At 62.3% G+C, this 24,172-nt stretch carries 27 protein-coding genes; 20 read left to right on the top strand and 7 right to left on the bottom strand.

Features of this window, described 5'->3' with window-relative positions:
* Positions 1 to 547 precede the first annotated feature (547 nt).
* The 7 genes from QF039_RS17510 (at position 548) to QF039_RS17480 (ending at position 6,245) form a co-directional block, all read left to right on the top strand.
* Positions 548 to 709 (top strand): hypothetical protein, encoded by a 162-nt coding sequence (locus QF039_RS17510; RefSeq protein WP_003207273.1) that lies wholly within the window; start codon positions 548 to 550, stop codon positions 707 to 709.
* Positions 710 to 824: 115 nt separating this feature from the next.
* A complete protein-coding gene (locus QF039_RS17505; protein ID WP_102369495.1) occupies positions 825 to 1,718 on the top strand; it encodes an FHA domain-containing protein in 894 nt (297 codons plus the stop codon).
* 28 nt (positions 1,719 to 1,746) lie between these two features.
* Positions 1,747 to 2,103, top strand: coding sequence for a hypothetical protein (locus QF039_RS17500; protein WP_003207269.1), 357 nt, complete (start codon positions 1,747 to 1,749; stop codon positions 2,101 to 2,103).
* Positions 2,103 to 2,438 carry a lipopolysaccharide assembly protein LapB gene (locus QF039_RS17495; RefSeq protein ID WP_087694813.1) on the top strand — a complete coding sequence of 112 codons (336 nt, stop codon included), beginning with the start codon at positions 2,103 to 2,105 and terminating at the stop codon, positions 2,436 to 2,438. The genes QF039_RS17500 and QF039_RS17495 overlap by 1 nt, the downstream gene beginning before the upstream one ends.
* Positions 2,435 to 4,573, top strand: coding sequence for a type III secretion system export apparatus subunit SctV (gene sctV / locus QF039_RS17490; RefSeq protein WP_307519730.1), 2,139 nt, complete (start codon positions 2,435 to 2,437; stop codon positions 4,571 to 4,573). Before QF039_RS17495 ends, sctV begins: the two co-directional genes overlap by 4 nt.
* Positions 4,570 to 5,850 (top strand): type II and III secretion system protein family protein, encoded by a 1,281-nt coding sequence (locus tag QF039_RS17485; protein ID WP_307519728.1) that lies wholly within the window; start codon positions 4,570 to 4,572, stop codon positions 5,848 to 5,850. The genes sctV and QF039_RS17485 overlap by 4 nt, the downstream gene beginning before the upstream one ends.
* Positions 5,851 to 5,864: 14 nt before the next feature.
* The gene (locus tag QF039_RS17480; protein ID WP_003207261.1) at positions 5,865 to 6,245 is read left to right on the top strand and encodes a hypothetical protein; all 381 of its coding nucleotides are present in this window, start codon (positions 5,865 to 5,867) and stop codon (positions 6,243 to 6,245) included.
* Positions 6,246 to 7,078: 833 nt separating this feature from the next.
* Here the strand turns inward: QF039_RS17480 and QF039_RS17475 are convergent.
* Positions 7,079 to 7,843 carry a tetratricopeptide repeat protein gene (locus QF039_RS17475; protein WP_008433171.1) on the bottom strand — a complete coding sequence of 255 codons (765 nt, stop codon included), beginning with the start codon at positions 7,841 to 7,843 and terminating at the stop codon, positions 7,079 to 7,081.
* 48 nt (positions 7,844 to 7,891) lie between these two features.
* Here QF039_RS17475 and QF039_RS17470 point away from each other — a divergent pair, with 48 nt between their 5' ends.
* The 13 genes from QF039_RS17470 to QF039_RS17410 all read left to right on the top strand — a co-directional run bounded on the left by QF039_RS17470 (position 7,892) and on the right by QF039_RS17410 (position 17,446).
* Positions 7,892 to 8,458 (top strand): type III secretion protein, encoded by a 567-nt coding sequence (locus QF039_RS17470; protein ID WP_307519725.1) that lies wholly within the window; start codon positions 7,892 to 7,894, stop codon positions 8,456 to 8,458.
* Between the two features lie 31 nt (positions 8,459 to 8,489).
* A complete protein-coding gene (locus tag QF039_RS17465) occupies positions 8,490 to 8,720 on the top strand; it encodes a hypothetical protein (protein ID WP_307519723.1) in 231 nt (76 codons plus the stop codon).
* Positions 8,721 to 8,729: 9 nt separating this feature from the next.
* Complete coding sequence (locus tag QF039_RS17460; RefSeq protein ID WP_003208328.1) at positions 8,730 to 9,167, top strand: hypothetical protein; 438 nt, start codon at positions 8,730 to 8,732, stop codon at positions 9,165 to 9,167.
* 4 nt (positions 9,168 to 9,171) lie between these two features.
* Entirely contained in the window at positions 9,172 to 9,954 is a 783-nt protein-coding gene (gene sctJ / locus QF039_RS17455) for a type III secretion system inner membrane ring lipoprotein SctJ (protein ID WP_177009713.1), read from the top strand.
* Complete coding sequence (locus tag QF039_RS17450) at positions 9,951 to 10,568, top strand: type III secretion protein (RefSeq protein WP_307519720.1); 618 nt, start codon at positions 9,951 to 9,953, stop codon at positions 10,566 to 10,568. Before sctJ ends, QF039_RS17450 begins: the two co-directional genes overlap by 4 nt.
* Entirely contained in the window at positions 10,561 to 11,139 is a 579-nt protein-coding gene (locus QF039_RS17445) for a FliH/SctL family protein (RefSeq protein WP_177009714.1), read from the top strand. The genes QF039_RS17450 and QF039_RS17445 overlap by 8 nt, the downstream gene beginning before the upstream one ends.
* Positions 11,136 to 12,458: a FliI/YscN family ATPase gene (locus tag QF039_RS17440; protein ID WP_177021011.1), complete on the top strand. Its 1,323-nt coding sequence runs from the start codon at positions 11,136 to 11,138 to the stop codon at positions 12,456 to 12,458. Before QF039_RS17445 ends, QF039_RS17440 begins: the two co-directional genes overlap by 4 nt.
* Positions 12,459 to 13,199: 741 nt before the next feature.
* Complete coding sequence (locus tag QF039_RS17435; protein ID WP_003208319.1) at positions 13,200 to 13,649, top strand: hypothetical protein; 450 nt, start codon at positions 13,200 to 13,202, stop codon at positions 13,647 to 13,649.
* Positions 13,646 to 14,647 carry a type III secretion system cytoplasmic ring protein SctQ gene (sctQ, locus tag QF039_RS17430; protein ID WP_307519715.1) on the top strand — a complete coding sequence of 334 codons (1,002 nt, stop codon included), beginning with the start codon at positions 13,646 to 13,648 and terminating at the stop codon, positions 14,645 to 14,647. Before QF039_RS17435 ends, sctQ begins: the two co-directional genes overlap by 4 nt.
* A complete protein-coding gene (sctR, locus tag QF039_RS17425) occupies positions 14,644 to 15,297 on the top strand; it encodes a type III secretion system export apparatus subunit SctR (RefSeq protein ID WP_003208316.1) in 654 nt (217 codons plus the stop codon). The genes sctQ and sctR overlap by 4 nt, the downstream gene beginning before the upstream one ends.
* Positions 15,298 to 15,307: 10 nt before the next feature.
* Entirely contained in the window at positions 15,308 to 15,577 is a 270-nt protein-coding gene (gene sctS, locus QF039_RS17420; protein ID WP_003208314.1) for a type III secretion system export apparatus subunit SctS, read from the top strand.
* 6 nt (positions 15,578 to 15,583) lie between these two features.
* Entirely contained in the window at positions 15,584 to 16,396 is an 813-nt protein-coding gene (gene sctT, locus QF039_RS17415) for a type III secretion system export apparatus subunit SctT (protein ID WP_003208312.1), read from the top strand.
* Positions 16,397 to 16,399: 3 nt separating this feature from the next.
* Positions 16,400 to 17,446 carry an EscU/YscU/HrcU family type III secretion system export apparatus switch protein gene (locus tag QF039_RS17410; RefSeq protein ID WP_003208311.1) on the top strand — a complete coding sequence of 349 codons (1,047 nt, stop codon included), beginning with the start codon at positions 16,400 to 16,402 and terminating at the stop codon, positions 17,444 to 17,446.
* Between the two features lie 142 nt (positions 17,447 to 17,588).
* Here the strand turns inward: QF039_RS17410 and QF039_RS17405 are convergent, their stop codons facing one another.
* From QF039_RS17405 to QF039_RS17380, 6 genes are all read right to left on the bottom strand, one after another.
* Entirely contained in the window at positions 17,589 to 21,059 is a 3,471-nt protein-coding gene (locus QF039_RS17405; protein WP_307519707.1) for a hypothetical protein, read from the bottom strand.
* Positions 21,060 to 21,165: 106 nt separating this feature from the next.
* Positions 21,166 to 21,897, bottom strand: coding sequence for a GntR family transcriptional regulator (locus QF039_RS17400; protein WP_307519705.1), 732 nt, complete (start codon positions 21,895 to 21,897; stop codon positions 21,166 to 21,168).
* Positions 21,898 to 21,957: 60 nt separating this feature from the next.
* On the bottom strand, positions 21,958 to 22,518 hold the full coding sequence (locus QF039_RS17395) for a hypothetical protein (RefSeq protein ID WP_134326967.1): 561 nt from the start codon (positions 22,516 to 22,518) through the stop codon (positions 21,958 to 21,960).
* On the bottom strand, positions 22,515 to 22,643 hold the full coding sequence (locus QF039_RS17390) for a hypothetical protein (protein ID WP_373462011.1): 129 nt from the start codon (positions 22,641 to 22,643) through the stop codon (positions 22,515 to 22,517). The genes QF039_RS17395 and QF039_RS17390 overlap by 4 nt, the downstream gene beginning before the upstream one ends.
* A gap of 50 nt (positions 22,644 to 22,693) precedes the next feature.
* Complete coding sequence (locus QF039_RS17385) at positions 22,694 to 23,254, bottom strand: hypothetical protein (RefSeq protein WP_307519702.1); 561 nt, start codon at positions 23,252 to 23,254, stop codon at positions 22,694 to 22,696.
* The gene (locus QF039_RS17380) at positions 23,251 to 24,165 is read right to left on the bottom strand and encodes an NAD synthetase (RefSeq protein ID WP_307519700.1); all 915 of its coding nucleotides are present in this window, start codon (positions 24,163 to 24,165) and stop codon (positions 23,251 to 23,253) included. The genes QF039_RS17385 and QF039_RS17380 overlap by 4 nt, the downstream gene beginning before the upstream one ends.
* Between the last annotated feature and the right edge of the window lie 7 nt (positions 24,166 to 24,172).

Below are 24,172 nucleotides of genomic sequence, written 5' to 3'. Positions count from 1 at the left end.
GTTTTATATCAGTCGATATTTAGTGCAAGTGCACTAACTGGGGCGGGCGAAAGTTGCGAAGTGTTATTGGGTTAACCCGCGCCGAGCTATCAAACGCGATGATCAAGTCGGTTTTGTTACAAATGGAAATATCTGCAAAGTTGGGCAAATGGCTATTAGTTAAAAGTGTGAAGTTGTCGGATTTATTTTCTGGAATTGTTGAGTGATCAACGTTTTTACCCAGGGGTAACGGGCTCGTAAATTGTTCGAGTTGGTTCGTTTTTCAGGTTGTGCCCCCGTAAACATTGGGTCTCGTCGTGTATTGGTTTTTTAACAAAAGTTCCACGCCCGCGCGGCGATGAGATTTTCTCAACGGCACGTTGAGCCGGATTTTTCACAGCACCTGCCATGAACGTTTCACAAGCTTTCACAGCGAAGGCGTTTTGTTCGTGAGTAGTATGGTTCCCATGCAAACCGACGGCTGCATGGCCAACTCACTGTCTGACGCTGGGAGTTTGTTTCGGTTTGCATGCGGCTTAACTTCCCTATCGATGCAAGGAGATTGAACATGGCTACTACTCCACCAGTAAGTGCAGGCGGCGCCGACGACGCTATCGCGAAGATGGAAGCAACTTTCAACATGGCCATCGAGAAGTCGGCCAAGATCACCGAGATCAGCACCGCGAAAAAAGCAGAGCTCGACGCCACCAAACAGCGTCCGCAGAACTGATTCGCCATGCGGGCAGCGCCGGCGCTGCCCGTATACCTGCCTTACCCCGTTGCACCGTTGTTGATCGGCACAGGCGTCGTTGCGGCCTGTGATTCTCAAGGGGGCAAACCCAACCATGACAGCCTTGATTTCCCTGGGCCTGCCCGCCGCGAACGGCGCGCCGACCCTGCTTGTGACCCACGGTTTGCACCAGGGCAGTTCCCTGATGCTAGACCAGCCGGTCTACACCCTTGGCGCCGCCCTGGCGGCCGACCTCCAGCTCAGCGATCCCGGGATTGCCGAGTTGCACCTGCGCCTGCGTTTTGAAGGGGCCCAGGTGGCCGTCGAGGCCCTCGGCGGCGATGTACTGATCACCGGCACTGCCGGCGATATCCGTATTCCCCAAGGCAGCGGCCATCGCGCGCGGCTGCCGCTGCAACTGCGTATCGGCACGGCGGGTGTGAGCCTGGCGCTGCCGGGCAGCCCTGAAAAAACGCCTGCGACGACACGCACGTTAACGCCCTGGATCATCGCCACCGCGTTGCTCTTTGTATGCGCTGGCGCCCTGGCATTTCGCAATGATCCACCGCAAGCGCAAACCGTAATGCCGGTTGCCGAAACAACCGCAGCCAAGCCTTCCCGTGCCGAGGCCAAGGCCTGGTTCGAAGGGCAATTGCAGGCCGCCCACCTGGACGCCGTGAAGGTCAACGACATCGATGGCCAACTCAACGCCGTCGGCTCCTTTGAGCGCGCGCAAAAGCCTCAATGGGTCGCCCTGCAACAAGCCTTCGACCAGCGTTACGGCCAGCAGATCGTGCTCAACCCGCGGGTCGCCGTGCGTGCAGATGCGGCCCGGCCACGGGTGCGCTTTCAAGCCGTGTGGTTCGGCGCCAACCCCTATGTGATCAATGACAGCGGCAAGCGCCTGTACCCCGGCGCGGCCCTGGCGGACAACTGGGTACTGGAGCGCATCGAGAACAACCAGGTGATCCTCGCCCGTGGCGAAGAACGCTTCACCTTCACCCTATGACGCTGCTTTTTTCAGCTAAGGCCCCGGGATGAAAGTCGAACCCCGTCCGTTGATTCCAAGTGACGTGCGCAGCGCGCCGGTCGAGGCGATCCGCCCGGTCAACTCGCGCCAGGCCACGGCTTTCGAAGCGTTGCTGAAAACCCGCAAGGTCCAGTCCCGCCGCTCCCTGCGCAGTGACCTGGAAGAACTCACCAGCGCCGCCGGCGTCGACTCGCTGCTGTTCGGCAGCGCACGTTCCCTGGAACTGCTGGAACACGTGATGCAGCACCTGTTGCCGAACCTCGACGCCGAGCCGCAGATCAAGGCATTGGCCCACGACCTGATCAGCGAGGAAATCGAGATGCGCCGCACCCTCGAACAACAACGCTCGGAGGTCCAGGCCTGATGCCCCGGGACAACGACGACGCGGTGCAATTGCTCAAGGGCATTGGCGAGCTGTACCGGCGCAACGGCCAGTCCCAGCGCGCGCTGGTGATGTTGCTGATTGCGGTGAGTGTCGCGCCCGACGATGGCCAACTGTTGCGCTCGCTGGTGCTGGCGTTCACCGACAGCGGCGACTTCACCCGCGCACTCGCGGCCCTGGATCGGCTGGTCGCGCTGGAGGGTGAGTCTGCCAGCCTGTTGCTGCTGCGTGCCCGGGCGCTGTGGTACGGCGAACGCAAGGACGAAGCGCGCCAGTGCTTCAAACGCTACCTCGCTGCACGGAGAGCCGCGCCATGAACCTGCTCAATCGCCTGAACGGCATCGCGCGCATGGCCGCCCAGCGTACCGACGTGATCATCGTCGCGTTCATGCTGATGGCGATCGTGATGATGATCATCCCGCTGCCTACCTACCTGGTGGACATGCTGATCGGCCTGAACATCGCCCTGAGCATCCTGATCCTGATCGTGGCGTTCTACATCGGCCACTCGGTGGAATTCTCCGCGCTGCCGCCGCTGATCCTGCTCAGCACCCTGTTTCGCCTGTCGCTTTCGATCACCACCACCCGCTTGATTCTGCTGCACGGCGACGCCGGCCATATCGTCAAGGCCTTCGGTGACTTCGTGATTGCCGGCCAGGTGGTGGTGGGCATGGTGGTGTTCCTGATCATCACCGTGGCGCAGTTCGTGGTGATCACCAAAGGCGCCGAGCGGGTCGCGGAAGTGGCGGCGCGCTTCACCCTGGATGCGATGCCCGGCAAACAGATGAGCATCGACAACGACCTGCGCAACGGCGATATCGACCAGGCCGAAGCCCGCCGCCGGCGCTCACGCCTGGAGCGCGAGAGCCAGATGTTCGGCGCGATGGACGGGGCGATGAAGTTCGTCAAGGGCGATGCGATTGCCGGGTTGGTGATCCTCGCGGTCAACCTGCTGGGCGGCATGCTGATCGGCATGATCGAGCGCGACATGGCCTTCGGCGCGGCGGTGCACACCTATTCGCTGCTGACCGTGGGCGACGGTTTGATCGCACAGATCCCGGCGCTGCTTATCTCGGTAGCGGCGGGCACCGTGGTGACGCGGGTCAACAGCGACGGCGAAGCGGGTGACCTCGGCAGCGAGATTCTCAAGCAGTTGGGTACCAGCTACCGCGCCCTCGGTTTGACCGCACTGATCATGGTCGGCGTCAGCGTGATACCGGGCTTTCCGACCTGGGTGTTCCTCGGGTTGTCGCTGGTGTTCGGTGGTGCGGCCTTCGTGATGTACCGCCGTCATACCCGTGAAAACCAGGTAGAGCCTGAAGCACTGGTCGAGACCCTGGAACCGGTGGTTGAAGTGCAGGCCGAGCAGGATTATGGCGTGGCCCCCGACACTCGGGTATTGCTGACCCTCGGCAGTGCGTTGGCCCTCAGCGCCCCGCGCCAACTACTGAGCCAACGCATCGAAGCGCTGTGTCACGACATTCGCAGCGACCTCGGCGTCGATATGCCGGTGCCGGGCATTCACATGGACGCCAAGGCCACGCCGGGCAGCTACCGCGTGTCACTGGAAGGCGTACCCGTCAGCGAAGGCGAGATGCCGATCAACTGCCTGCTGTTGCAGGACGATCCGGTGCATGTGCAGTTGCTGGACATCGCCACCCTGCAAGCCGATTCGCCGCTCAACGGTCGTGCCGCGCACTGGATCGAGCGTCAGCACGAAGACGCGTTGCGCAACGCCGGCATCGGTTTCCTGCTGCCGGACGAAGTCCTGCGTGGCGTGCTGGAACGCAGCCTGCGCCGCTATGCCGCAGACTTCCTCGGCATCCAGGAAACCCGCCTGATGCTCGAACGCACCGAAGCCACCTACGGCGAACTGGTCAAGGAAGCCCTGCGCCTGGTGCCGTTGCAGCGGGTGGCCGAGACCCTGCGCCTGCTGGTGGGAGAGGGCGTGTCGATCCGCAATCAGCGGGCCTTGCTCGAAGCCATGGTGGAGTGGGGCGCCCGGGAAACCGATGCCGGCCGCCTGGCCGAACACCTGCGTGCAGGGTTGGCGCGGCAGATCAGCCATCAGTACGCCGACCGCAATCGGGTGATTGGCGCCCTGGTGCTGGCGCCGGGATTGGAAGACCAGTTGCGTGCATCCCTGCGTCGCCAGGAGCCCAGCCGTGAAGTGATCCCCGAGGAAGTCAACCGCGCGTTGCTCGCCCAACTGCGCCAGGCCTGCGACAAAACCACTGAAGCCAACAGTGCGGTATTGCTGGTGCACCCGGAACTGCGCCGCAGCCTGCGGCGCCTGGTGCTGCGCGGTGAACTGGAGCTGGCGGTGTTGTCGTTTCGCGAACTGGCCACCGAATACAACCTGCAAGCGCTGGTGACCATCAGCCTTACCGATATCTCCAACCGCCGTGCACCTGCCGCGGCTTCCGTCACTTCCCTGGCGTCTGCCTCATGATCCGTTTTTGTCTGTTGTTGCTGACGTTGACCTCGTTTTTCTGCAGTGCCCAGGACATCGCCAACGGTGCCCAGGGGGCTATCAACCTGGCCTCCGGTGAAGGCCGGATCCTGCATTTTGTGGCCCCGGTGGAGTCGGTACTGGTGGCCGAGCCGGGGATTGCCGACCTGCAAGTGGTGTCGCCCGGGGTGATCTATATCTTCGGCAAGGCGCCGGGCAATACCAGCCTGATTGCCCTCGGCAGCGACGGCAAACAGCTTGCCAGCCTGAGCCTGGCGGTCAGTAGCGCGACCCAGGCAGTGACTGCGCCGATGCAGGAATTGCATCCCGGCAATGGCGCGCAGATCAGCGGTGCCGGTAACCGATTGATCGCCAAGGGCACGGTGCGTTCGGTTGGAGAAGCGACGGATTTGAATGCCTTGCTCAACCCACAGGGCCAGGGCTTCCAGAGCGCGGTCAACACCACTGAGTACGCCGGTGCCGCCCAGGTCAACTTGCGTGTGCGCTTCGCCGAAGTGTCCCGCTCGGAACTGCTGCACTACGGGGTTAACTGGAACGCCATGTTCAGCAACGGCACGTTCTCCTTTGGCCTGATCACCGGCGGACCGCTGGCAGCCGCCACCGCCGGTGGCCTGGCGGCGGCGGGCAGCGGCTCGGGCAATACCAATATCGACGGCATGCTCGACGCGTTGCAGGCCAACGGGATCCTGCAAATCCTGGCCGAGCCGAACATCACCGCCATGACCGGGCAAACCGCGAGCTTCCTGGCGGGCGGCGAAGTGGCGATCCCGGTGCCGGTGAATCGGGACCTGGTGGGGATCGAATACAAGTCGTTCGGCGTGTCGCTGCTGTTCAACCCGACGCTGTTGCCCAACGGCCGGATCGCCCTGCAAGTGCGCCCGGAGGTCAGCAGTGTGGTGAGTGGCGGCACGGTGGATTTCGGCAATTTCCATGTGCCGTCGTTCAGCGTGCGCCGCGCCGATACGCGGGTGGAAGTGGGCAGCGGGCAGACGTTTGCGATTGCCGGTTTGTTCCAGCGTGAGAGCAGCCAGGACATCGAGAAGCTGCCGTTGCTGGGGGACTTGCCGATCCTGGGCAACCTGTTTCGCTCCAAGCGTTTTCAGCGCAATGAAACCGAATTGGTGATTTTGATCACGCCGTACCTGGTGGAGCCGGTGCGCAGTCGCACCCTGGCCACGCCGCTGGATGCGCAGCCTGCGACCGCCGCAGCGGCGGGGCCGCGCAGTGGTGGGGCGTTTGGTTTCTACATGAATTGATGAGGGGGCATGGCATGAAAGTTTCGCGTTTGTTGATGTGTTTGCCCCTGTTGGTGGTGGGCTGCAAGACGCATCTGGCGCCGGTGTATTACTCGCCGCAGTATCAGGCGGACGGGGTGCCAAGCCAGTGCCAGCAGCCGCCGGCCAAGGACGAGATTGGGCTGGACGAGGATTTCAAGGCGACCTTGCCGTTGGGCTGCGCCAACAATCTGAATTTGATGCAGATGGTGGAGCAGCGCCAGGATTTGAATCAGGGGCGGGCGACGGGGCCTGCGATGGCGGCGCCGGTTGGGCGGGCGGCGCAGGTGTATATCGAGGGGTTTGATCGGGAGCAGTTGCAGCGGCGTCAGGCTCAGCAAGAGGCCAAGGCGGGCGCTCCGGGAGCGGAGCAATGAACCTGCGTTCACATGTCCTCTGTGGGAGCTGGCTTGCCTGCGATAGCGGTATTCCAGGCCCAGCAGATCCATCTGCCACACCACCATCCAAATGTGGGAGCGGGCTTGCTCGCGAAAGCGGTATTCCAGCCCCAGCAGATCCATCTGTCACACCACAGACCCAATGTGGGAGCTGGCTTGCCTGCGATAGCGGTATTCCAGGCCCAGCAGATCCATCTGTCACACCACAGTCCAACTGTGGGAGCTGGCTTGCCTGCGATAGCGGTATTCCAGGCCCAGCAGATCCATCTGTCACACCACAGACCCAATGTGGGAGCTGGCTTGCCTGCGATAGCGGTATTCCAGGCCCAGCAGATCCATCTGTCACACCACAGTCCAACTGTGGGAGCTGGCTTGCCTGCGATAGCGGTATTCCAGACCCAGCAGATCCATCTGTAACACCACCATCCAAATGTGGGAGCGGGCTTGCTCGCGAAAGCGGACTGGTAGGCGACCGGGATCTTGAAGCTTACCGCGTACATATCCATTCCTGCGGTAACGGCCACTTAGGGTTCCGCTCTTACAGCGGGTCACTTTTGGCAAACGCCCCAAAAGTAACCAAAAGGTCTTTGCCCCACCACTCGGTGCCTCGCCTAGGCTCGGCATGCCCGCACTCCGGCCCGGTTCCGCGGGCCGCCGCGACGGGCCATCCATGGCCCGGCGCGGCTAAATCGGCTTCCCTGCCGATTTACCCGCTCCACCGTGCCTGCTTGCGGCCATCGTGGTTGACGGGGCCTGATAGATCAAAATCAAAAGCAGTGCAACAGCAACAGCAAGATCAAAAGCAGTTGGATTTAGTGCGTATCCACCAGCCCCAATTCCCGCGCTTGCGCAATCGGATCGCTGATGGCTTTGATGCGGTTGGCTTCCGTGATCAGGCGTGCGCGCTCAGCCGCCGGTATATCGTCCAGCGGCAAGCTGGCCACCCGTTGTTCGTATCCCGCCAATACCAGCACCAGCAGCTCATTACGCTGATGCCGTGGCAACGCGCGGGGCGATTGGGTGACGGGGGCGATGGTGTCCAAGGCCTGCTGCGCCTGGCCGCCAAGGGCGTAGGCCAGGGCCAGGTTGCAGCGGCTGTCGAGGTCGTCGGGTTGCAGGCCCAGGCTTTTGGCGAACGCGGTTTGTGCCGCGACGGCCTGGCCGTTCAACACCTGGGCAATGCCCAGTCGGGTGTAGGCGACCGGCGACTGGCTGGCCTCGGCGGCCTGGCCCAGGGCCGTCACGGCGCGTTGGCTTTTGCCCAGGCGCAGTTGCGCGGTGCCCAGTCCCAGCAGGGCGTCGGCGTTGTGCGCTTGAAGGCCGAGGGCCTGTTGGAAGGCGCGCTCGGCACCGACCGCGTCGTTGCCGTCGAGCCGTGCCTGGCCGAGTTTGAGCCACAAGTCGATGCTTGCGCCCGGTTGCTGGGCCGCACGTTCGTACAGCGCCGCCGCGCTGGCGTAGTCGCCGCGTTTGTTCAGGTCGTCGGCCAGCTTCAGCGAGCGGTCGGAATCGCTCGGCGCAGTATTGGAACAGGCAGCCAGCAACAGGCTGCCGGCAAGCAAAAAGTGTTTGGTCATCGTCACAACTCGTTGGGCGAAGGCGGACGTCATGTAAGCATATTTTCCATGGCGCTCCTATGTCTGTCGGTGCTGTTGGGTGCCTCGATCGCCCACGCCGACGAAGAGCCCGAATGGTTCGCCAAACCCTACGCCTATGTGCTGGTGGACCAGGACGTGCGCGCCGCCCTCGAAGAGTTCGGCCACAACCTCGATATCCCGCTGGTGCTCTCCGACAAGGTCCGCGGCAAGGCCCGCAGCACCGTGCGCGCCGCCACCGCCGGGGAGTTTTTGCAGACGTTGTGCAGCACCAACGGCCTGACCTGGTACTTCGACGGCAACCTGCTGTACCTCAATGCCAGCGATGAAATCACCACCAAGCTGTTCAAGGCCAACGCCCTGAACCTGGATCAGTTGCAGGCCTATCTGAACAACCTCGATGTGTTCGGCCAGCAGTTGTCGATGCGTAACGGCCCCGAGGGCGATGAAGTCTTCGTCTCCGGGCCGCCGCCGTACCTGGCGCTGGTCCAGCAGCATGTGGATCACCTGCAACCTAAGGCCAACCCGCCTGTCGTGGCGCGCGAGCACGGCGTGCGGGTGTTTCGCGGCGCCCAGGTGAGCACTGAAACCCCTTGATTCACCCCAACCCCAGTAAAGGAGCATGACCATGTCCGTAACCGCCGTAGACAGCAGCCTCGCCCCCGGTGGCGCCAGCCCTGAAGCCAAGTTCAACGCCGCGGTGGACAACGCCAAGAGCGCCGATAAACCGGAGATGACCGACGCCGAATTCACCGATGCCCTGATCACCCAGGCGGTCACCATCGGCGGCCAATTCATCATCATGCCCAAGGCCCAGGAAATGCTGAATGACGCCATGTCCGATGACGACGAAGAGTAGGGCACACCCATGACCATCAGTCTCGCTGCCAGCGCCACGGCCTTGCCGCCGTCCGCCGGCGCGGGGCCCGCCGGGGCCTCGCAGAATCTGTTCGAGCACATGGCCAATACGGCCAAGGGCATGCCCGAGGGCGCCAGCCCCCATCAGATCGGCTCGGGGCTGATGGAGCGCCTGAACAGTTTTATCGACCGCTCCCGGACCTTTTCCGAGCGCGCCGATTTGCTCACCAATAACCCCTCGGCGCCGCCGCAAGTGGCCGCTGCGGATATCCGCACCTCGGGTGCCTCGCCCACCGCAGAACCGGGCAAGAAAGTCGCCGAGCAGCAGGTCGACCAGATCGTCCATTCACTGGGCAAGATGTTCGACTACTCCATCGAAACCCAGATGGTGGTGCGCGGTGCGACGCAGATTTCCGGTTCCGCCAACACGCTGCTCAAGGGTCAATAACGCTATGCCAAGCCCGAATCGTGCCCTGCGCCTGCTGCTGATCGGCGTGCTCGCCAGCCTCTTGCAGGCCTGCGACATGGACCTCTACACCAACCTCAGCGAGCGCGACGCCAACGCCATGGTCGCGGTGCTGCTGCGCGACGGCATCCCGGCGACGCGCAAGGTGCAGGACAACGGCCAGTTGAAAGTGGTGGTCGACGAACAGCGCTTCGCCGAGGCCATGACCCTGCTGGACAACGCCGGCCTGCCGCAGCAGAGCTTTTCCAACATGGGCGAGGTGTTCAAGGGCAATGGCCTGGTGTCGTCGCCGGTGCAGGAGCGGGCGCAGATGATCTATGCCTTGAGCGAAGAACTGTCCCACTCGGTGTCGCAGATCGACGGCATCGTCTCGGCGCGGGTGCACGTGGTGCTGCCGGACAATGACCTGCTCAAGCGGGTGATTTCGCCGTCGTCAGCCTCGGTGCTGGTGCGCTACGACCCGGGCACCGACATCAACACGCTGATCCCGCAGATCAAGACCCTGGTGGCCAACGGCATTTCCGGCCTGAGCTATGACGGTGTGTCGGTGACGGCGATCAAGGCCGCGGTGTCCATCAGCCAGAACCCGGCGCAACCGCGACTCGCGCGTTTCATGGGCCTGTGGCTGTTGGAAGACAACCTCAACCAGGCGCGGTTGCTGTTCGGTGGCTTGCTGCTGCTCGCCCTCGGCGCGGGTGGTGTGTTGGCCCGCCAGCAATGGGCGCGGCGCCAGTCCCAGGCGTTGTATGTGCTCAAGGAGGGTGAATGAGCCTGGTTGAGCGTTGGCAGGGGCTGATCGCCCAGCCGTTGCAGTTTGTGCGCGAGCAAAGCCTTGGCGAGTGTTTTGGCGAAGGCCTGCCGGTCGAGGTGCTGCAAGCCCTGCATGGGCAGCCGCGTTTTCGCTCGCGGCTGGAGCAACTGCTGGCCAGCCATTATCAGCTGGCGCCGCTGACGCATCTGGTCACGCCGCCCGCCGCTGATTTGCCGGTGCTGCTGCTGAGCCCGGCGCAATTTGCGCGTCTGCCCAGGCTGTGTGGTGCGATCTGGCATGGCTCGACCCTGAGCCGGGAGATCCGCCGCGAAGTGGTCAATGAATTGCGCGAGGGCCTTGGCCAGGAAGCCTTTGCCCTGGCCCTCGCGCACCGGCAGTTGGGCGGCGCGGCCGACCTGCTGCGCGAGCCCGCCGAGTTGATCGACGCCATCGACCGCGATGGTCTCACCTGTGTCGCCGCCTGGCTGCAAGCCCAGCCTGCCGAGTTGCAAGGCTGGCTGCCCCTGCGGTTTGTCGCGCCCAAGGGCTACAGCGGACGCTTGCCCCGCGACCTGGAGATCGTCCAGACCGTCGCCGCCCGGTTACTCGCCGAGGAGCTTGCCCATGAGTGAATTACCCAGCCGTCCAGCCGCGCGGATTTTGCGCGCCGATGAAGCGGCGTTATGGACCGATGGCTTTGCCTTTGTGCAAGCCGCCAGGGCGCACGCCGAGCAGATCAAGGCCGACAGCGACCAATGGCTGCACACCGCCCGCGCCGAGGGTTTTGAAAGTGCGCGCCGCGAAGGTGCCGAACAGGTTGCACAGTTGCTGCTGGAAACCCAGGCCCAAGTCCAGCATTACCTGGCCGGGCTTGAGGCGTCGCTGGCGGACCTTGCCCTGGGCATCGTGCGTGAAGTACTCGGCGAACTGGATGACACCGACCGCGTGGTGCGTTGCACACGCCAGGCCCTGAGCGCGTTTCGCCAGGGCCAGGCCTTGACGTTGTGGGTGCCGCCCGCAGACGTGAATGCCCTGCGCCCACAGTTGCTCAAGGACGGCATCGCCGTGGAGGCCGATGCGCAACTGGGCGCCGGCCAGGCCCGCCTGAGCAGCCCGGCGGGTTCGGTTGAGCTGGGACTGGAGGCGCAACTGCAAAGCTTGCGCCGCAGCCTGTTGCCCTTTGCCGAAGAGGGCGTGGCATGAACCTCGATCAACTGCTGCCGCGCCTGACCGAGCGGCTGTCCCAGGCCCGCTTGCGTCCGATGCAGGGCACGGTGCTGAGCATTCGCGGGGTGTTGCTGCGGGCCAGCGTGGCGGGCGCGAGCATCGGTGAACTATGCCACCTGCGCGACCCGGTCAGTGGCCGCAGCCTCAGCGCCGAAGTGATCGGTTTTGATGGCGACGAAGCGATCCTGTCGCCCATCGGTTCCATGGAAGGCCTGTCGACCCGCACGCAAATCATTGCCACCGGCGAAAGCCTGGGTGTGGCCGTGGGCGATGCGCAATTGGGGCGAGTGATCAGCCCCATGGGCGAGTTTCTCGACGGAGACGGTGTACCGCCAACCCTGAACCTGCAGACCTACCCCTTGCATGCCGAGCCACCGGCCCCGTTCTCCCGGCAATTGATCGTGCGCTCCATGGCGTTGGGCATCCGCTCCATCGACGGCTTGCTGACCCTCGCCCAGGGCCAGCGCATGGGCATCTTCGGCGAGCCCGGTGTGGGTAAATCCTCCTTGTTGGCGAGCATCATCCGCAACAGCGAGGCCGATGTGATTGTCATCGGTTTGATCGGCGAGCGGGGCAGGGAAGTGCGCGAACTGCTGGACGTGCAACTGGACGCCACGGCCCGCGCACGCACCGTTGCTGTCGTCGCCACCTCCGACCGCCCGGCCGCCGAGCGGGTGCGCGCGGCATTTGTCGCCACCACCCTGGCCGAGTACCACCGCGACCAGGGCCGCAATGTACTGCTGTTGATGGACAGCCTCACGCGGTTCGCCCGCGCCCAGCGCGAAATCGGCTTGGCCGTGGGTGAACCGCCGACCCGCCGCGGTTATCCGCCGTCGTTTTTTGCCACCTTGCCCAAGTTGCTCGAGCGCGCCGGCCCGGGCCCTGCCGGCAGCATCACCGCGCTGTACACCGTGCTCACCGAAGGCGACGCCGCCAGCGATCCGGTGGCGGAGGAAGCGCGTTCGATCCTCGACGGGCATATCGCCCTCAGCGCCGAACTGGCGCAGCGCAACTATTTCCCGGCGGTGGACGTGCTGCGCAGCCGCAGCCGCTTGATGGAGCAGGTCGCCGGTGATGAACACAAGCGCCTGGCGATGCGCATCCGTGAATTGATGGCGCGCTACGGCGAGATCGAAATGCTGATCCGCGTCGGCGAGTACTCCGCCGGCAGCGACCCGCTGGCCGACGAAGCGATCACCCGCCATGGGGCAATCGAAGCCTTCCTGCGCCAGAACGCCGACGAACCCAGCAGCCCCGAACACACCTTGATCCGCATGCGCCAGGTGCTGGCATGAGCCCGAAAGCGCAGCAAGCTCCAGTGTGGGAGCTGTCGAGCCTCAGCGAGGCTGCGATGGCGTCAGCACAGCCAACATCAATGTTGCCTGACCCACCGCTTTCGCAGCCTCGCCGGGGCTCGACAGCTCCCACATTTGATCTTCATGCACACCTTGATCCGCATGCGCCAGGTGCTGGCATGAGCCCGAAAGCGCAGCAAGCTCCAGTGTGGGAGCTGTCGAGCTTCAGCGAGGCTGCGATGGCGTCAGCACAGCCAACATCAATGTTGCCTGACCCACCGCTTTCGCAGCCTCGCCGGGGCTCGACAGCTCCCACATTTGATCTTCATGCACACCTTGATCCGCATGCGCCAGGTGCTGGCATGAGCCCGAAAGCGCAGCAAGCTCCAGTGTGGGAGCTGTCGAGCTTCAGCGAGGCTGCGATGACATCAGCACAGCCAACATCAATGTTGCCTGACCCACCGCTTTCGCAGCCTCGCCGGGGCTCGACAGCTCCCACACTTGATCTTCATGCACACCTTGATCCGCATGCGCCATGTGCTGGCATGAGTCCGAAAGCGCAGCAAGCTCCAGTGTGGGAGCTGTCGAGCTTCAGCGAGGCTGCGATGGCGTCAGCACAGCCAACATCAATGTTGCCTGACCCACCGCTTTCGCAGCCTCGCCGGGGCTCGACAGCTCCCACATTCGATCTTCATGCACTCAGTGAGTGCGCTGTTGGTATGACGATGGAGAAAAGAACCGATGAAGACTGAACAACTGCGCACCCTGCAAACCCTGCGGGTGCTGCGCGAACAGCGGGCGGCGAGCCAGTTGGCGGCGCAACAGCAACGCTGCGCGCAAACCCACGGCGCCTTGACCGACGCCAAGGAACAACTGCGCCTGCACCGTGAGGCCGTTGCCCATGAAGCCGGCGAGATTTACGCTTCCCTCACCGAAGGCCTGTCGGTGGCCAGTTGGCAGGCCGCCCAGGATCGCCTGCGGGGCTTGGCCGACGATGAGCAGGTGCTTGAAGGCGACGTCAGCCACGTGTCCAGTACCCTGCAAACCCAGGAGCGCGAGCGTGAGCTGTTTCGCCAGGAGCGCCTGAGCCGCCAGCGCCAGTCCGATGCCTGGCAAAGCCTGCTGGACGGGCGTGAAAGCAGCGAACGGGTGGCCGGCGAGCTGCGTGAAGAGCAAGGACTCGGCACATGATCGTGGCCCTTGCCGACCCGTTGGCGCCCTGGCTTGAGCACTACGACCCGGCGCTGCTCACGCTGCATAACCAATTGCACCGCCGGCGCCATGCGTGGCAGGGCCGCTGCGCCGGGCAGCATCTGAGCGTCGCCTGGGCCGCCGATCCCCAGCCGCTGAAAACACCCCGGGATGTGTTGCTGTTGCTCGGCCAGTCACCGGTGCGCTTGCGACTCTCGGCTGCCGCCCTGGAACACGTACTGGTGCCGCTGGCGTTGCAGTTCGATGCGCAAGTGCTGCCGGCATTACCGCGTTCGCTGCTGCTGGAACTGGCCGTGCTGGACCTGATCGAGCGCCTCGAACCGTTGCTCGGCCACCCCGTGCAACTGCTCGAAACCAGTGACGACCTGCGGCCTTATGCAGTGCATCTGGCGCTGACATTGACCTTCGGCAACCACCCGCCAATGGCCGCCCAACTGGACTTGAGTGAAAGCGCTGCAGTGCTGGTGGGCCAGTTGCTGGACCAGCACGGCCAGATCGACGCCGACCCGTTGCCGGCGTTGCGCCACACGCTGTCAGTAGTGGCCGGGCGGCAATGGTTGAGCCTCGGCGAGCTGCGCAGCCTGCAGCCCGGCGATGTGCTGATGCTCGAGCCCGGCAGCGGCTGGCTGCTGGACCTTGAGGGCCGCCTGCAAGCCCGCTGCCAGCGCGACGGCTCGTCGCTGCAGGTGCAGGAACCTCTGAACACGCCCCTTTTGGACATGGAGAACACAATGACTGACGTCGATGCCGCCGCGGCCCTGGACGATTTGCCCCTCAAGCTGGTGTGCCAGGTCGGCAGCCTGGAACTGACCCTGGCGCAACTGCGGGAACTGGGGGCGGGCAGCCTGCTGCAACTGAATACGCCGACCGTGGATGGCGTCGACCTGATGGTCAACGGCCGTCGCGTCGGCCAGGGCCAACTGGTGAAAATCGGTGACGGCCTGGGCGTGCGCCTACTGAGTTTCGCCACCCCATGACCGGTTATCAGCCGAACCTGATCGAGATCATCCTGGTGGTTGCCACCATCGGGTTGATCCCGTTGGCGGTGGTGACCCTCACCGGCTTCATGAAAATCTCGGTGGTGCTGTTCCTGATCCGCAACGCCTTGGGCGTGCAGCAGACGCCGCCGAACCTGGTGCTGTACGGCATCGCGCTGATTCTCTCGGTGTACGTCACCACGCCGTTGATTGGCGACATGTACCGCCAGGTAGAGGGCCGCGACCTGAATATCGAGCACGTCGAGCAACTCAAGGACCTCGGCGACGCCCTGCGCCCGCCGCTACAGGCGCACCTGGCACGGTTTGCCAACGAGTCCGAGCGCGGCTTTTTTGTGCAGGCCACCGAGACCATCTGGTCGCCGGAAGCCCGTGCCGACCTGCGGGATGACGACCTCGTGGTGCTGATCCCGGCGTTTGTCAGTTCGGAGCTGACCCGGGCCTTCGAGATCGGGTTCCTGTTGTACATCCCGTTCCTGGTGGTGGACTTGCTGGTGTCCAACGTGCTGATGGCGATGGGCATGTCGATGGTCTCGCCGAACCTGATTTCGATCCCGCTGAAAATCTTCCTGTTCGTGTCATTGAGCGGCTGGTCGCGCCTGATGCACGGTTTGATTCTGAGTTACGGCTGAGGCACGACCCATGGGCCAGGACGTTTTCCTGTCATTGATGAAACAGGCACTGATGACCGTGCTGATGCTCTCCGCGCCTGCGCTGGGGGTGGCGATCATCGTGGGTTTGAGCGTGGGCCTGTTCCAGGCGCTGACCCAGATCCAGGACCAGACCCTGCCCCAGGTGGTGAAGCTGGTGGCGGTATTGTTGACTATCGTGTTTCTCGGCCCGGTGCTGGCCGGGCAAGTGGCGGAACTCGGCAGCCAGGTGCTGGACAATTTTCCCTTGTGGACGCGCTGACCGCCCATGGATGCCAGCCTTACCGCACAGTTTCTCGAAGTCGCCTACCCGGTGATCAGCTCGGCCTCGCTGGCGGCCTGCCGGGCCATGGGCGTGGTGGTGATCACCCCGGCGTTCAACCGCCTCGGGCTCACCGGAATGATTCGCGGCTGCGTGGCCGTGGCGATTTCGATCCCGATGTTCATGCCGGTGTTCGACGCCATGACCTCGATGCCCAACCACGGCAGCCTGTTTATCGCCGGGTTGCTGATCAAGGAATTCCTGATCGGCATCCTGATCGGCCTGTTGTTCGGCATTCCGTTCTGGGCGGCGGAAGTGGCGGGGGAGTTGATCGACCTGCAGCGCGGTTCGACCATGGCGCAACTGGTGGACCCGTTGTCCACCGGGGAGTCGAGTGTGATGTCCACCTTGCTGACGGTGATGTTGATCACGCTGTTCTTCATGTCCGGCGGTTTTATCCTGATGGTCGACGGTTATTACCACAGCTACCAGCTGTGGCCGGTGACCGCGTTTACCCCGGTATTTGCCAGCTCGGCGTTGCTGGCGGTGTTGTCGATTCTCGACCAGATCATGCGCGTCGGGGTGCTGATGGTGTCGCCGCTGATCATCTCGCTGCTGGTCACTGATTTGATGCTGGCGTACCTGTCGCGGATGGCGCCGAACCTGCATATTTTCGACCTGTCGTTGCCGGTGAAAAACCTGTTTTTCTCGATCCTGATGGTGATCTACATCGGCTTCCTGATTCCGTTGATGCTGGACCAGTTGGCGGAATTTCGCGGCACCGTGGAGCTGCTGAAAACCCTCGCGGGCATGGAGTAGCGCATGGGCGATACCAGCGAAGAGAAGTCCCAGCCGGCCACGGATAAAAAACTCAAGGACGCGCGAAAGAAAGGCCAGGTCGCCAAGAGCCAGGACCTGGTCTCGGGCATGGTCATCCTGTTCTGCACCCTGTGCATTTCCATCCTCGCGCCCCGGGCCCAGGCCCAGGTCACGGCGCTGATCGACCTCACTGCGCAGATCTACATCGAACCCTTCGCCACGGTTTGGCCACGGGTGCTGGACCATGCCGAGCAACTGGTGATCGGTATTACCCTGCCGGTGATGGCGGTGACCACCGGGGTGGTGATCCTGACCAATATCATCACCATGCGTGGCTTTGTGTTTTCCGTGGAGCCGATCAAGCCGGAGTTCAAGCGTATCAACCCGGCGGAAGGCTTCAAGAAGCTGTTTGCCCTGCGCAACTTTGTGGAGTTCATCAAGGGCCTGATCAAGGTGCATGTGCTGGCTGTGGCGTTCTACGTGGTGGGGCGGCATGCGTTGCAGGCGTTGATGGAGTCGTCGCGGTGTGGCGCGGGGTGTATCGAGTCGACGTTTTTCCTGGTGCTCAAGCCGCTGGTGTTTACCGTACTCGCGGCCTTCATCCTGGTGGGCGGGGTGGATGTGTTGATGCAACGCTGGCTGTTCGGCCGCGACATGAAAATGACCCGCAGCGAGACCAAGCGCGAGCGCAAGGACATTGACGGCGACCCGTTGATCAAGAGCGAACGGCGACGCCAGCGCCAGGAGATGCAGGCGCTGGCCACCAAGCTGGGGTTGGGCCGGGCGTCGATGATGATCGGCACCACCGATGGCTGGGTGATAGGCGTGCGTTATGTGCGTGGTGAAACGCCGGTGCCGGTGGTGGTGTGCCGCGCTTCGCCGGAGGAAGCGTTGGGGATGTTGCAGGAGGCGTTTGATTTAGGGATACCGCAAGCGCCGGACAAGGGCTTGGCGGAAGCGATTGCGCGCAAGACGGTGCCGGGGGATCCGGTGCCGGATGCTTCGTTCCAGGCGGTGGCGGACTGGTTGGTGGCGGCGCGGTTGATCTGACGATCTTGAGCCGAACACCGATCAAAATGTGGGAGCGGGCTTGCCTGCGATAGCGTTGGGTCAGGCACTGAAGAGGGTGCCTGATATGTTGCGATCGCAGGCAAGCCAGCTCCCACATTGGATTTAGGGTGTGTCAGTCGGATCAGGGCTTGTCCACATCATGGTACTCACCCCCATACCCATCCCCCACCCGCCAGATAATGTCGTGGTTCTCATTGGTCCATTCCGACGGTTTCAGCGAGTACTTGTAGTCCTCCGAGTTACGGTTATTCCCGTCCCCGATAAAGTCCGGGTGGTCCCGCCGATGGTCACCCCCACGGATACTCGACCGCGCATCCCACTCTTCCTTGCGGAAATCAAAAATGCTCTGGTCCTGCGGCGCATCCCGCTGGCCCCAGTCGGAGAGGTAGGTCTGCAACCACACGTACGCTTCATCCCCGTTGGGCTTGAGCAGCCCGTCCTGCTTGAAATCCTGGATCTGGTCCCAGTTCTGCATCGAGATCTTGTGCAGCTTGTGGGACTGCACCGTGCTCAAGATCGCCCCGACAAACGACAACGCGCCGGAGATCAAGAAACCCACCGGCCCCAGGAACGGAATGATCCGCCCGGTCACCCCCAGCGTGCCCAGCACGCCGCCGGCCGCGCCCACCAGGCTGCTGACACCACCGGCCATCGACAGTGAGCCCGAGGCGATTTTCACCGGGTCTTTCTCGCGCACACCATCACGCAAGGTAAACGCGGCCTGCACCACACTGATCACGCCGCCTGCCACGTCGGTGGCCATGCCGATCACCTTGATCGCGCTGCTGGCGAATTTCGCGCCAAACCCGGCCCCGGCCACGCCGCCGCGGCTGGCGATGCCTTTTTCAATGCCTTCCTGGATCTTCGCCGCGCCTTCGTCGCTCCAGCCGCCGCTGTTGAGGGCCTTGCCCACGTCCTTGCCGTCGTCCATGGCCTGGTCGACGATCTCGAAGTACTTTTTCTGCACCGCCTCGGCGTCCTTGGGCAGCGCGTGGTACCCCTCGCCGGGCTTGGCCCACAGGTCGGGCAGGGAACGGTCGAAGCCCATCAGCTTGTAGGCGTTGGTGCCGCGCAATTTGTCGTAGACCTTCAGGCCCAGCGTGGCGAAGTGCGAGCCGGTGCCAAGGAAGCCAAGGAAGTCGTTGGCGATGCCCAGGCGTTTCATCGGCGTATCCGCCAGCTTGCCGCCTTGCCCGGCGAGTTGGTAGACGATACGGCCCATGCCGATTGCGCCGCCCACAGAGCCGAGTACGCCGTTGTCCTTGAGGAAGTTGAGGTTCTTCACGAACGCGCTGCGGTTCTCTTCGCTGAGGCCCGGCATGATCTCCTTGCTCACGGCCTTGTCGATGTCGCTGAAGCTGATCACGCCGTTTTTCTGCCAGGTGTCGCCGAGGGAAATCATCGCCTTGCCGAAATCGGCGGCGGCGTTTTTGTCCTTGAGCAGTTGGTCGACGAACTTCGAATAAACCCCCAGCGCCTGGCGCGGCAGGCCGTCGGCACTGCCCTTGAGCATCGACAGGATTGCCATGGTGTTGTCGGTGGTGGCCAGGGCGGTGTTGTCGTCGGAGATCTTGGTGGGATCGTCCATCAGCTTTTCAACGGCATCGGTGTAGCCGTCGATCTGCAGGTTTTGCAGGAAGTTATCGGCCTTGGCCGGGTCGATATCGGCCAGGGCGGTGTAGGCGGTCTGGATTTCCTGGGTGGCCAGTTCGGTCTTGCCGCTGTCCTGCAGGGACTTGATGTACTGGGTGAAGTTCTCCGAGGAGGTGCTGTCGATCAGGCGCTGCCTGGTCTCATCGACCTTCGCCTGGCCGCCGTCGACCTTGCCCAGGGCTGCGTCGTGGTTGGCCTTGATGTCGTGCTGGATGGTCGAGTCGCCGAGCAGGTCGTTGATGGTCTGGTCGATGGCCTTGGTGTCGAAGATGTTGTCGCGTACATCCCGCGAGGTCACGTCGATGGGCGTGGTGGCGATGCCCTGGTTGCCGAAGCCGTGCTCGGGAATGATCGACATGCCATTGTCGGCCATGCTCCTGGCTTCCACCGCCCGCAGGAACTTGGCGCGCGGGTCGTCCTTGCCGATGCTGCCGTCCTTGACCCCGGCGCGGTAGCTGTCCACCAGGGTTTTCATCGACAGGTCCTGCACCGACAGCGGGTTGCCGCCTTCATCTTTTTCGGTGGTGGTGAGGTTGTCGACGGACACGTCCTTGAGGGGCGGCAGGCCGTTATCGGTGCGCAGCTTGTCGACGTCGGTGGTCTGCGCGGCGATGTCGCTGCGGTAGCTGGAAATTTGCTCGAACATCTGCGGGTTGCTGTCTTCCGACACCACGATTTTCTCTTCGCTGCCCCCCGGCTTGTGCTGGGTGAAGGCGATCAGGCCCGGGCCATAATCACCGGCGCCGCCGACGCTCATGATGTCTTCGGTGGAGGCCAGGTAAGCGTCCGGGGCGGCGAGGGTGTAGCCGTCGCCCTTGGCCTTTTCGATGCCGGCCAGGGTTTGGCCCTTGCTGGTGTAGGCGGCGAAGGCTTCGGGGGTGATGTCCTTGGACACCACCAGCAGTTTGCCGTCGGCCTGGTTGACCACCAGGATGCCGTCCATGGGCGCGTCGACCTTGCTGATGTCGCCCAGCTTCAGGCTGGCCTCGTCCTTGCGCAGCAGTTCCTGGCCGGGCAGGGACTGGGCGTTCTTGATGTAGTCGAAGGCCTGCGAGCCTTCGCTGGCGTGCACGGCGTGGAGGAAGTTGTAGAAGGTGCCGCCCGCATTGGGGTTGGGGTTGCCGAGGTCGGCGCCGGGCTGCGGCAGGTCGGCTTCGGACTTGCTGATCGCGTACTTGTGGCCCTGGTGTTCGAACAGGATCACTCCGGCGCTGCTGTCTTCGGACACCACTTTCAACTGGCTGAAATCGAGGTCGCCCGGCAGGCTGGTGACTTCTTCATAACCTTTGGATTTGCCGTCATTGAGGGCTTCCTTGGTCACCCCGGCCTGGGTGTAGGTGCTGAACGCCTGGGGCGTGAGCAATTCGGAAATGACCAGAGTCTTGCCGTTTTCAAGACTGATCTTGAGGATGCCGTCTTCAGCCTTGCCCACGGATTTGATGTTGGCCAGGCGCACGCCGTCGCCGTCTTCGCGCAGCAGTTGCTGGTCGGGGTTCTTCAGGCTTTCGACGATGGCCTTGCCGGCCGGGGTGCCCTGGGTTTCGGCCAGGGTCTGGAGGAAGGTGTACAGCGGGGTACCTTCGTCGGGCCCGCCCTGGTTGACCGGGGCTACGGCATGGCCGAAGCGCAGGTTTTTCAGCGCGTCGAAACCGTCCTGGGCGTTGGCTGCGCCCTCGGCGCTGATCTTGTATTTGGCGCCGTCCTGTTCGAAGTAGATCACCCCGGCGTCCTTGTCTTCGGAAATGACCTTGAGCTTGTCGATGTCGAGTTTGGCCGGGAGGGCGGTGACTTCCTTGTAGTCCTCGGGCTTGACGGTTTTGTCGCCCAGCCCGGTGCTGGCAAGGATTTTGGCTTTGTTCAGGACGGCGTCGAAAACCCGCTCGGGAGCGTTGGGTTGATCGACGCGGGGCGACGCGGATTTTTCGGGGCGGGTGATCATCGGTTCAGTCCATGTGAGGGGCGCACGAGGACTCGATAGTAGGGGCTGCAAGCGAGTGAAAACGGGTTCGTTGGCAACAAGTCACAAGCTTTCACAGGTGTGAAATTCACGTCCCGGGGTAGCGCGTCTCCATCACGACGGACAATGCATCCGGACGCCAGAATTCCTGGTCGAACTCCACCGGCTGGTCATCCTCGCCGAAGTTCAAGCGTTCCAGATACACGCTGGTGGAACCGGTGGACAATTGCAGCAACTCCGCCTGTTCTTCATTCACCGTGCCAATGTGCATCTCCAGCTCACACCGCGACAGCACCCGGGAAAACCGCTCCCGCAGCAGTTGGGTCAGCGAGGTATTCAAGTCGGCGTCCAGCAGCCCAGGGCACCAGCTAGCCAGCAGCGCGTTGAACTCCAGCAACACCGGCCGCCGGTCGATCCAGCGCCGCCGTTGCAGGAAAAACACCGGCTCATCCGCCGACGCGAGGCCCATCCGCCTGGCCAGCCAGTCGCCCGCGGGGCGCAGCTCTGCGTGCAGGCATTCGGTGCGCGGCGTACGGCCTTGGGCACTTACGTAATCCATGAAGCCGCTGATGCGTGTTGGGTCATAGCGGATGCGCCGGGGGCTGACAAACCAGCCGCGACGGTTTTCCCGGTACACCAGGCCTTCGGCTTCCAGCTGCTGCAAGGCCTGGCGCAAGGTGACCCGGGTGCAGCCGAAGCGCTCGATCATCTCCCGTTCGGAGGGGAATTTCTCATCCGCCTGCGGCACACCCGCCGCGATATCGTGGGCGATCTGTTCGCGAATGCGCTGGTAGTGCGGTGAAATCGGGTCGAAAGGCATCCTGGGGTTCCGTGTGCAGGCCGGGCGTGGGCGTGACTCTACCGTTCCTGTTGGCGCAGGTCACCACCACTTCCATTTTCCCTGTTCTTTGAGCGTCGCAATGATCGCTTCGCGTTTGTGCCGGATCTCAAGCATTTTCTGGCGCATTTCCCGGCAGCGGTTGCTGTTGAGGATAAGCAAGCCCACCAGAGGGCCAAGAAGGGCCATGGAGTAGAGGTAGGTGTTGGGGCGGTAGGTGATGGCAGGGAGAGATATCAGCAGACAGACGAAATAGATCCCTACGTTTATCCAGACCCAATGAGGCCGCCCGTACACAACCTGAATCTGCGCCAGGGAAAACAATATGCTCACAGCCAATCCGCCAAAAAACCAATTACGTAACGTGCGATCTTCGAGGGCACTGTCAAGGTAGGTCACTAAAACCAGGATCCCCATCATTGCGATGGAAAAACATCCTGCAAGCATCCAGCTCGCAATGGTCGGCATATAGCGCTTCAGCAGTGGTCGCGGATCCTCAATGAAAAAAAATGAATAGTAGAGGTCTTTTCCGCTCATTGTTTTCCAGTCTTTAACGTCGCCGTTCACATTGCTCAGATCTTTTGTCTTTTTGCGTATGTTCACTGGCTGACCTCTTCATAGATTCCGATTGCCAGCGTCTTGACGTTTCCCGATACCGCGCTGCTGGTGAAACCCAGCGTTGCAGCCAAGGCGTCTCTGATGTGGTTGGTGGCGGCGCCTTTGATCATCAGGATGAAGCGGGCATGGCACGCTCACTTATTGTTCCTGTTGGCGCAGGTCACCACCACTTCCATCTTCCCTGTTCTTTCAGCGTCGCAATGATGGCTTCGCGTTTGTGCCGAATCTCAAGCATTTTCTGGTGCATTTCCCGGCAGCGGTTGCTGTTTAGGATCAGCAAGCCCACGAGTGGGCCAAGAAGGGCCATGGAGTAGAGGTAGGTGTTGGGGCGGTAGGTGATGGCAGGGAGAGATATCAGCAGGCAGATAAGATAAACCCCTATATGTATCCAGACCCAATGAGTTCGCCCGGCCAACACCTGCGCCTTGGCGAGAGAAAACACCACGCTCAACGCCAACGCTCCGAAAAAAACGCTTTTGGTGACCACGTCTATTTGGAGTCCGGAGAGATAACTTACTGCCACCAAGAGAGCGGCCATCGCAATCGAAAAACAACCAGCAAGAAGATCTCCCCCTATGACCGGCATGTAACGCTTTAGCAGAGGGCGCGGGTCTTCAATGTAAAAAGCCGAGTAATAAAGATCTTTCCCGCTCATTGTTTTCCAGTTTTTTAAGTCGCCACTCAGGTTGTCCAGGGGGGCTGTCTTTTTATGCTTGTTCACTGGCTCACCTCTTCATAGATACCAATAGCCAGTGTCTTGACGTTTCCTGACATGGCGCTGCTGGTGAAACCCAGCGTTGCTGCCAAGGCATCTCTGATGTGGTTGGTGGTCGCTTTCTGCATTTGTGTTGCACTGATGCGCTTGGTGGCCGCACCGGAAGCCTGTTTTAACTTGAGTAGCTTCGGTGTCAGGCGTGGGTCCCTGATCTTGAGCAGCTCATCATTCAGCTTCGCTCGTTCTTGACGGGTAAGTCCTCTCAGCACTTGTCGTAAGGGCTTGCCGGTTACTTTTGTGGTCGTATTGATCGCTTTTATCGTGGTCAACGTTGAGGTCGCGATGCCCAGCAAGGCAACGCTGTCCAATAAAACCATTACGGCCCGATACCAGGCTTCGTTGTCCAGGTAGTCATAAGCTGCAGGAAGCGCAACTTCAAATCCAGTTCGAAGCACTCCCGCAACGCACTGCGCGATACTCGCTGTTGCAGCCGCTTTCCCAATAAACGTAATCACCGCACTGGTCCCGGCCGTAAACGGCATCAGCGCAATCCCACTTGAAATCACCACCCAGCTCAGTATCGCTCCGGTGCACGTCACTGCCGTATTCAGCGCCTCGGCCATCCGTTTTGACTCCCGAGGTTCATGGGCCAGCATCCGCTTGAACTCTGAAGGCCCCACGTACCTGGGCGCTTCGCGCAATACCACCTTCTTGGGCACTACGCTGCAAATCGGCTGGAATTCGCGCAGGGTCACCACGTTGAACTGCTCATCGATGTACACCACACCGGCGCCGATCAGTGCCGGATCGCTGTCGATGGCGAAGAACAACCGGTGCAGGTCGAGGCTGCTTTCAATCCGTTGGCGGGTGGTGAGATGGGCTGAAGGGAATCCGTCTTTCAGCAGGGAGGCAGCCATTCCTTAA

The organism is Pseudomonas sp. W2I6, assembly GCF_030815935.1.
Classification (GTDB): Bacteria; Pseudomonadota; Gammaproteobacteria; order Pseudomonadales; family Pseudomonadaceae; genus Aquipseudomonas.
This window is presented reverse-complemented; position numbering and strand designations above follow the sequence as displayed.

Coding starts and splice junctions, on each gene's coding strand:
- QF039_RS17470 (WP_307519725.1), top strand. CDS start 7,892: ATGGCGCTCCTATGTCTGTCGGTGCTGTTGGGTGCCTCGATCGCCCAC.
- QF039_RS17465 (WP_307519723.1), top strand. CDS start 8,490: ATGTCCGTAACCGCCGTAGACAGCAGCCTCGCCCCCGGTGGCGCCAGC.
- QF039_RS17445 (WP_177009714.1), top strand. CDS start 10,561: ATGAGTGAATTACCCAGCCGTCCAGCCGCGCGGATTTTGCGCGCCGAT.
- QF039_RS17485 (WP_307519728.1), top strand. CDS start 4,570: ATGATCCGTTTTTGTCTGTTGTTGCTGACGTTGACCTCGTTTTTCTGC.
- QF039_RS17475 (WP_008433171.1), bottom strand. CDS start 7,843: ATGACCAAACACTTTTTGCTTGCCGGCAGCCTGTTGCTGGCTGCCTGT.
- sctV (WP_307519730.1), top strand. CDS start 2,435: ATGAACCTGCTCAATCGCCTGAACGGCATCGCGCGCATGGCCGCCCAG.
- QF039_RS17380 (WP_307519700.1), bottom strand. CDS start 24,165: ATGGCTGCCTCCCTGCTGAAAGACGGATTCCCTTCAGCCCATCTCACC.
- sctJ (WP_177009713.1), top strand. CDS start 9,172: ATGCCAAGCCCGAATCGTGCCCTGCGCCTGCTGCTGATCGGCGTGCTC.
- QF039_RS17495 (WP_087694813.1), top strand. CDS start 2,103: ATGCCCCGGGACAACGACGACGCGGTGCAATTGCTCAAGGGCATTGGC.
- QF039_RS17505 (WP_102369495.1), top strand. CDS start 825: ATGACAGCCTTGATTTCCCTGGGCCTGCCCGCCGCGAACGGCGCGCCG.
- QF039_RS17400 (WP_307519705.1), bottom strand. CDS start 21,897: ATGCCTTTCGACCCGATTTCACCGCACTACCAGCGCATTCGCGAACAG.
- QF039_RS17510 (WP_003207273.1), top strand. CDS start 548: ATGGCTACTACTCCACCAGTAAGTGCAGGCGGCGCCGACGACGCTATC.
- QF039_RS17410 (WP_003208311.1), top strand. CDS start 16,400: ATGGGCGATACCAGCGAAGAGAAGTCCCAGCCGGCCACGGATAAAAAA.
- sctQ (WP_307519715.1), top strand. CDS start 13,646: ATGATCGTGGCCCTTGCCGACCCGTTGGCGCCCTGGCTTGAGCACTAC.
- QF039_RS17435 (WP_003208319.1), top strand. CDS start 13,200: ATGAAGACTGAACAACTGCGCACCCTGCAAACCCTGCGGGTGCTGCGC.
- QF039_RS17460 (WP_003208328.1), top strand. CDS start 8,730: ATGACCATCAGTCTCGCTGCCAGCGCCACGGCCTTGCCGCCGTCCGCC.
- QF039_RS17440 (WP_177021011.1), top strand. CDS start 11,136: ATGAACCTCGATCAACTGCTGCCGCGCCTGACCGAGCGGCTGTCCCAG.
- QF039_RS17500 (WP_003207269.1), top strand. CDS start 1,747: ATGAAAGTCGAACCCCGTCCGTTGATTCCAAGTGACGTGCGCAGCGCG.
- sctT (WP_003208312.1), top strand. CDS start 15,584: ATGGATGCCAGCCTTACCGCACAGTTTCTCGAAGTCGCCTACCCGGTG.
- QF039_RS17480 (WP_003207261.1), top strand. CDS start 5,865: ATGAAAGTTTCGCGTTTGTTGATGTGTTTGCCCCTGTTGGTGGTGGGC.
- sctS (WP_003208314.1), top strand. CDS start 15,308: ATGGGCCAGGACGTTTTCCTGTCATTGATGAAACAGGCACTGATGACC.
- QF039_RS17450 (WP_307519720.1), top strand. CDS start 9,951: ATGAGCCTGGTTGAGCGTTGGCAGGGGCTGATCGCCCAGCCGTTGCAG.
- QF039_RS17405 (WP_307519707.1), bottom strand. CDS start 21,059: ATGATCACCCGCCCCGAAAAATCCGCGTCGCCCCGCGTCGATCAACCC.
- sctR (WP_003208316.1), top strand. CDS start 14,644: ATGACCGGTTATCAGCCGAACCTGATCGAGATCATCCTGGTGGTTGCC.
- QF039_RS17390 (WP_373462011.1), bottom strand. CDS start 22,643: ATGATCAAAGGCGCCGCCACCAACCACATCAGAGACGCCTTGGCTGCA.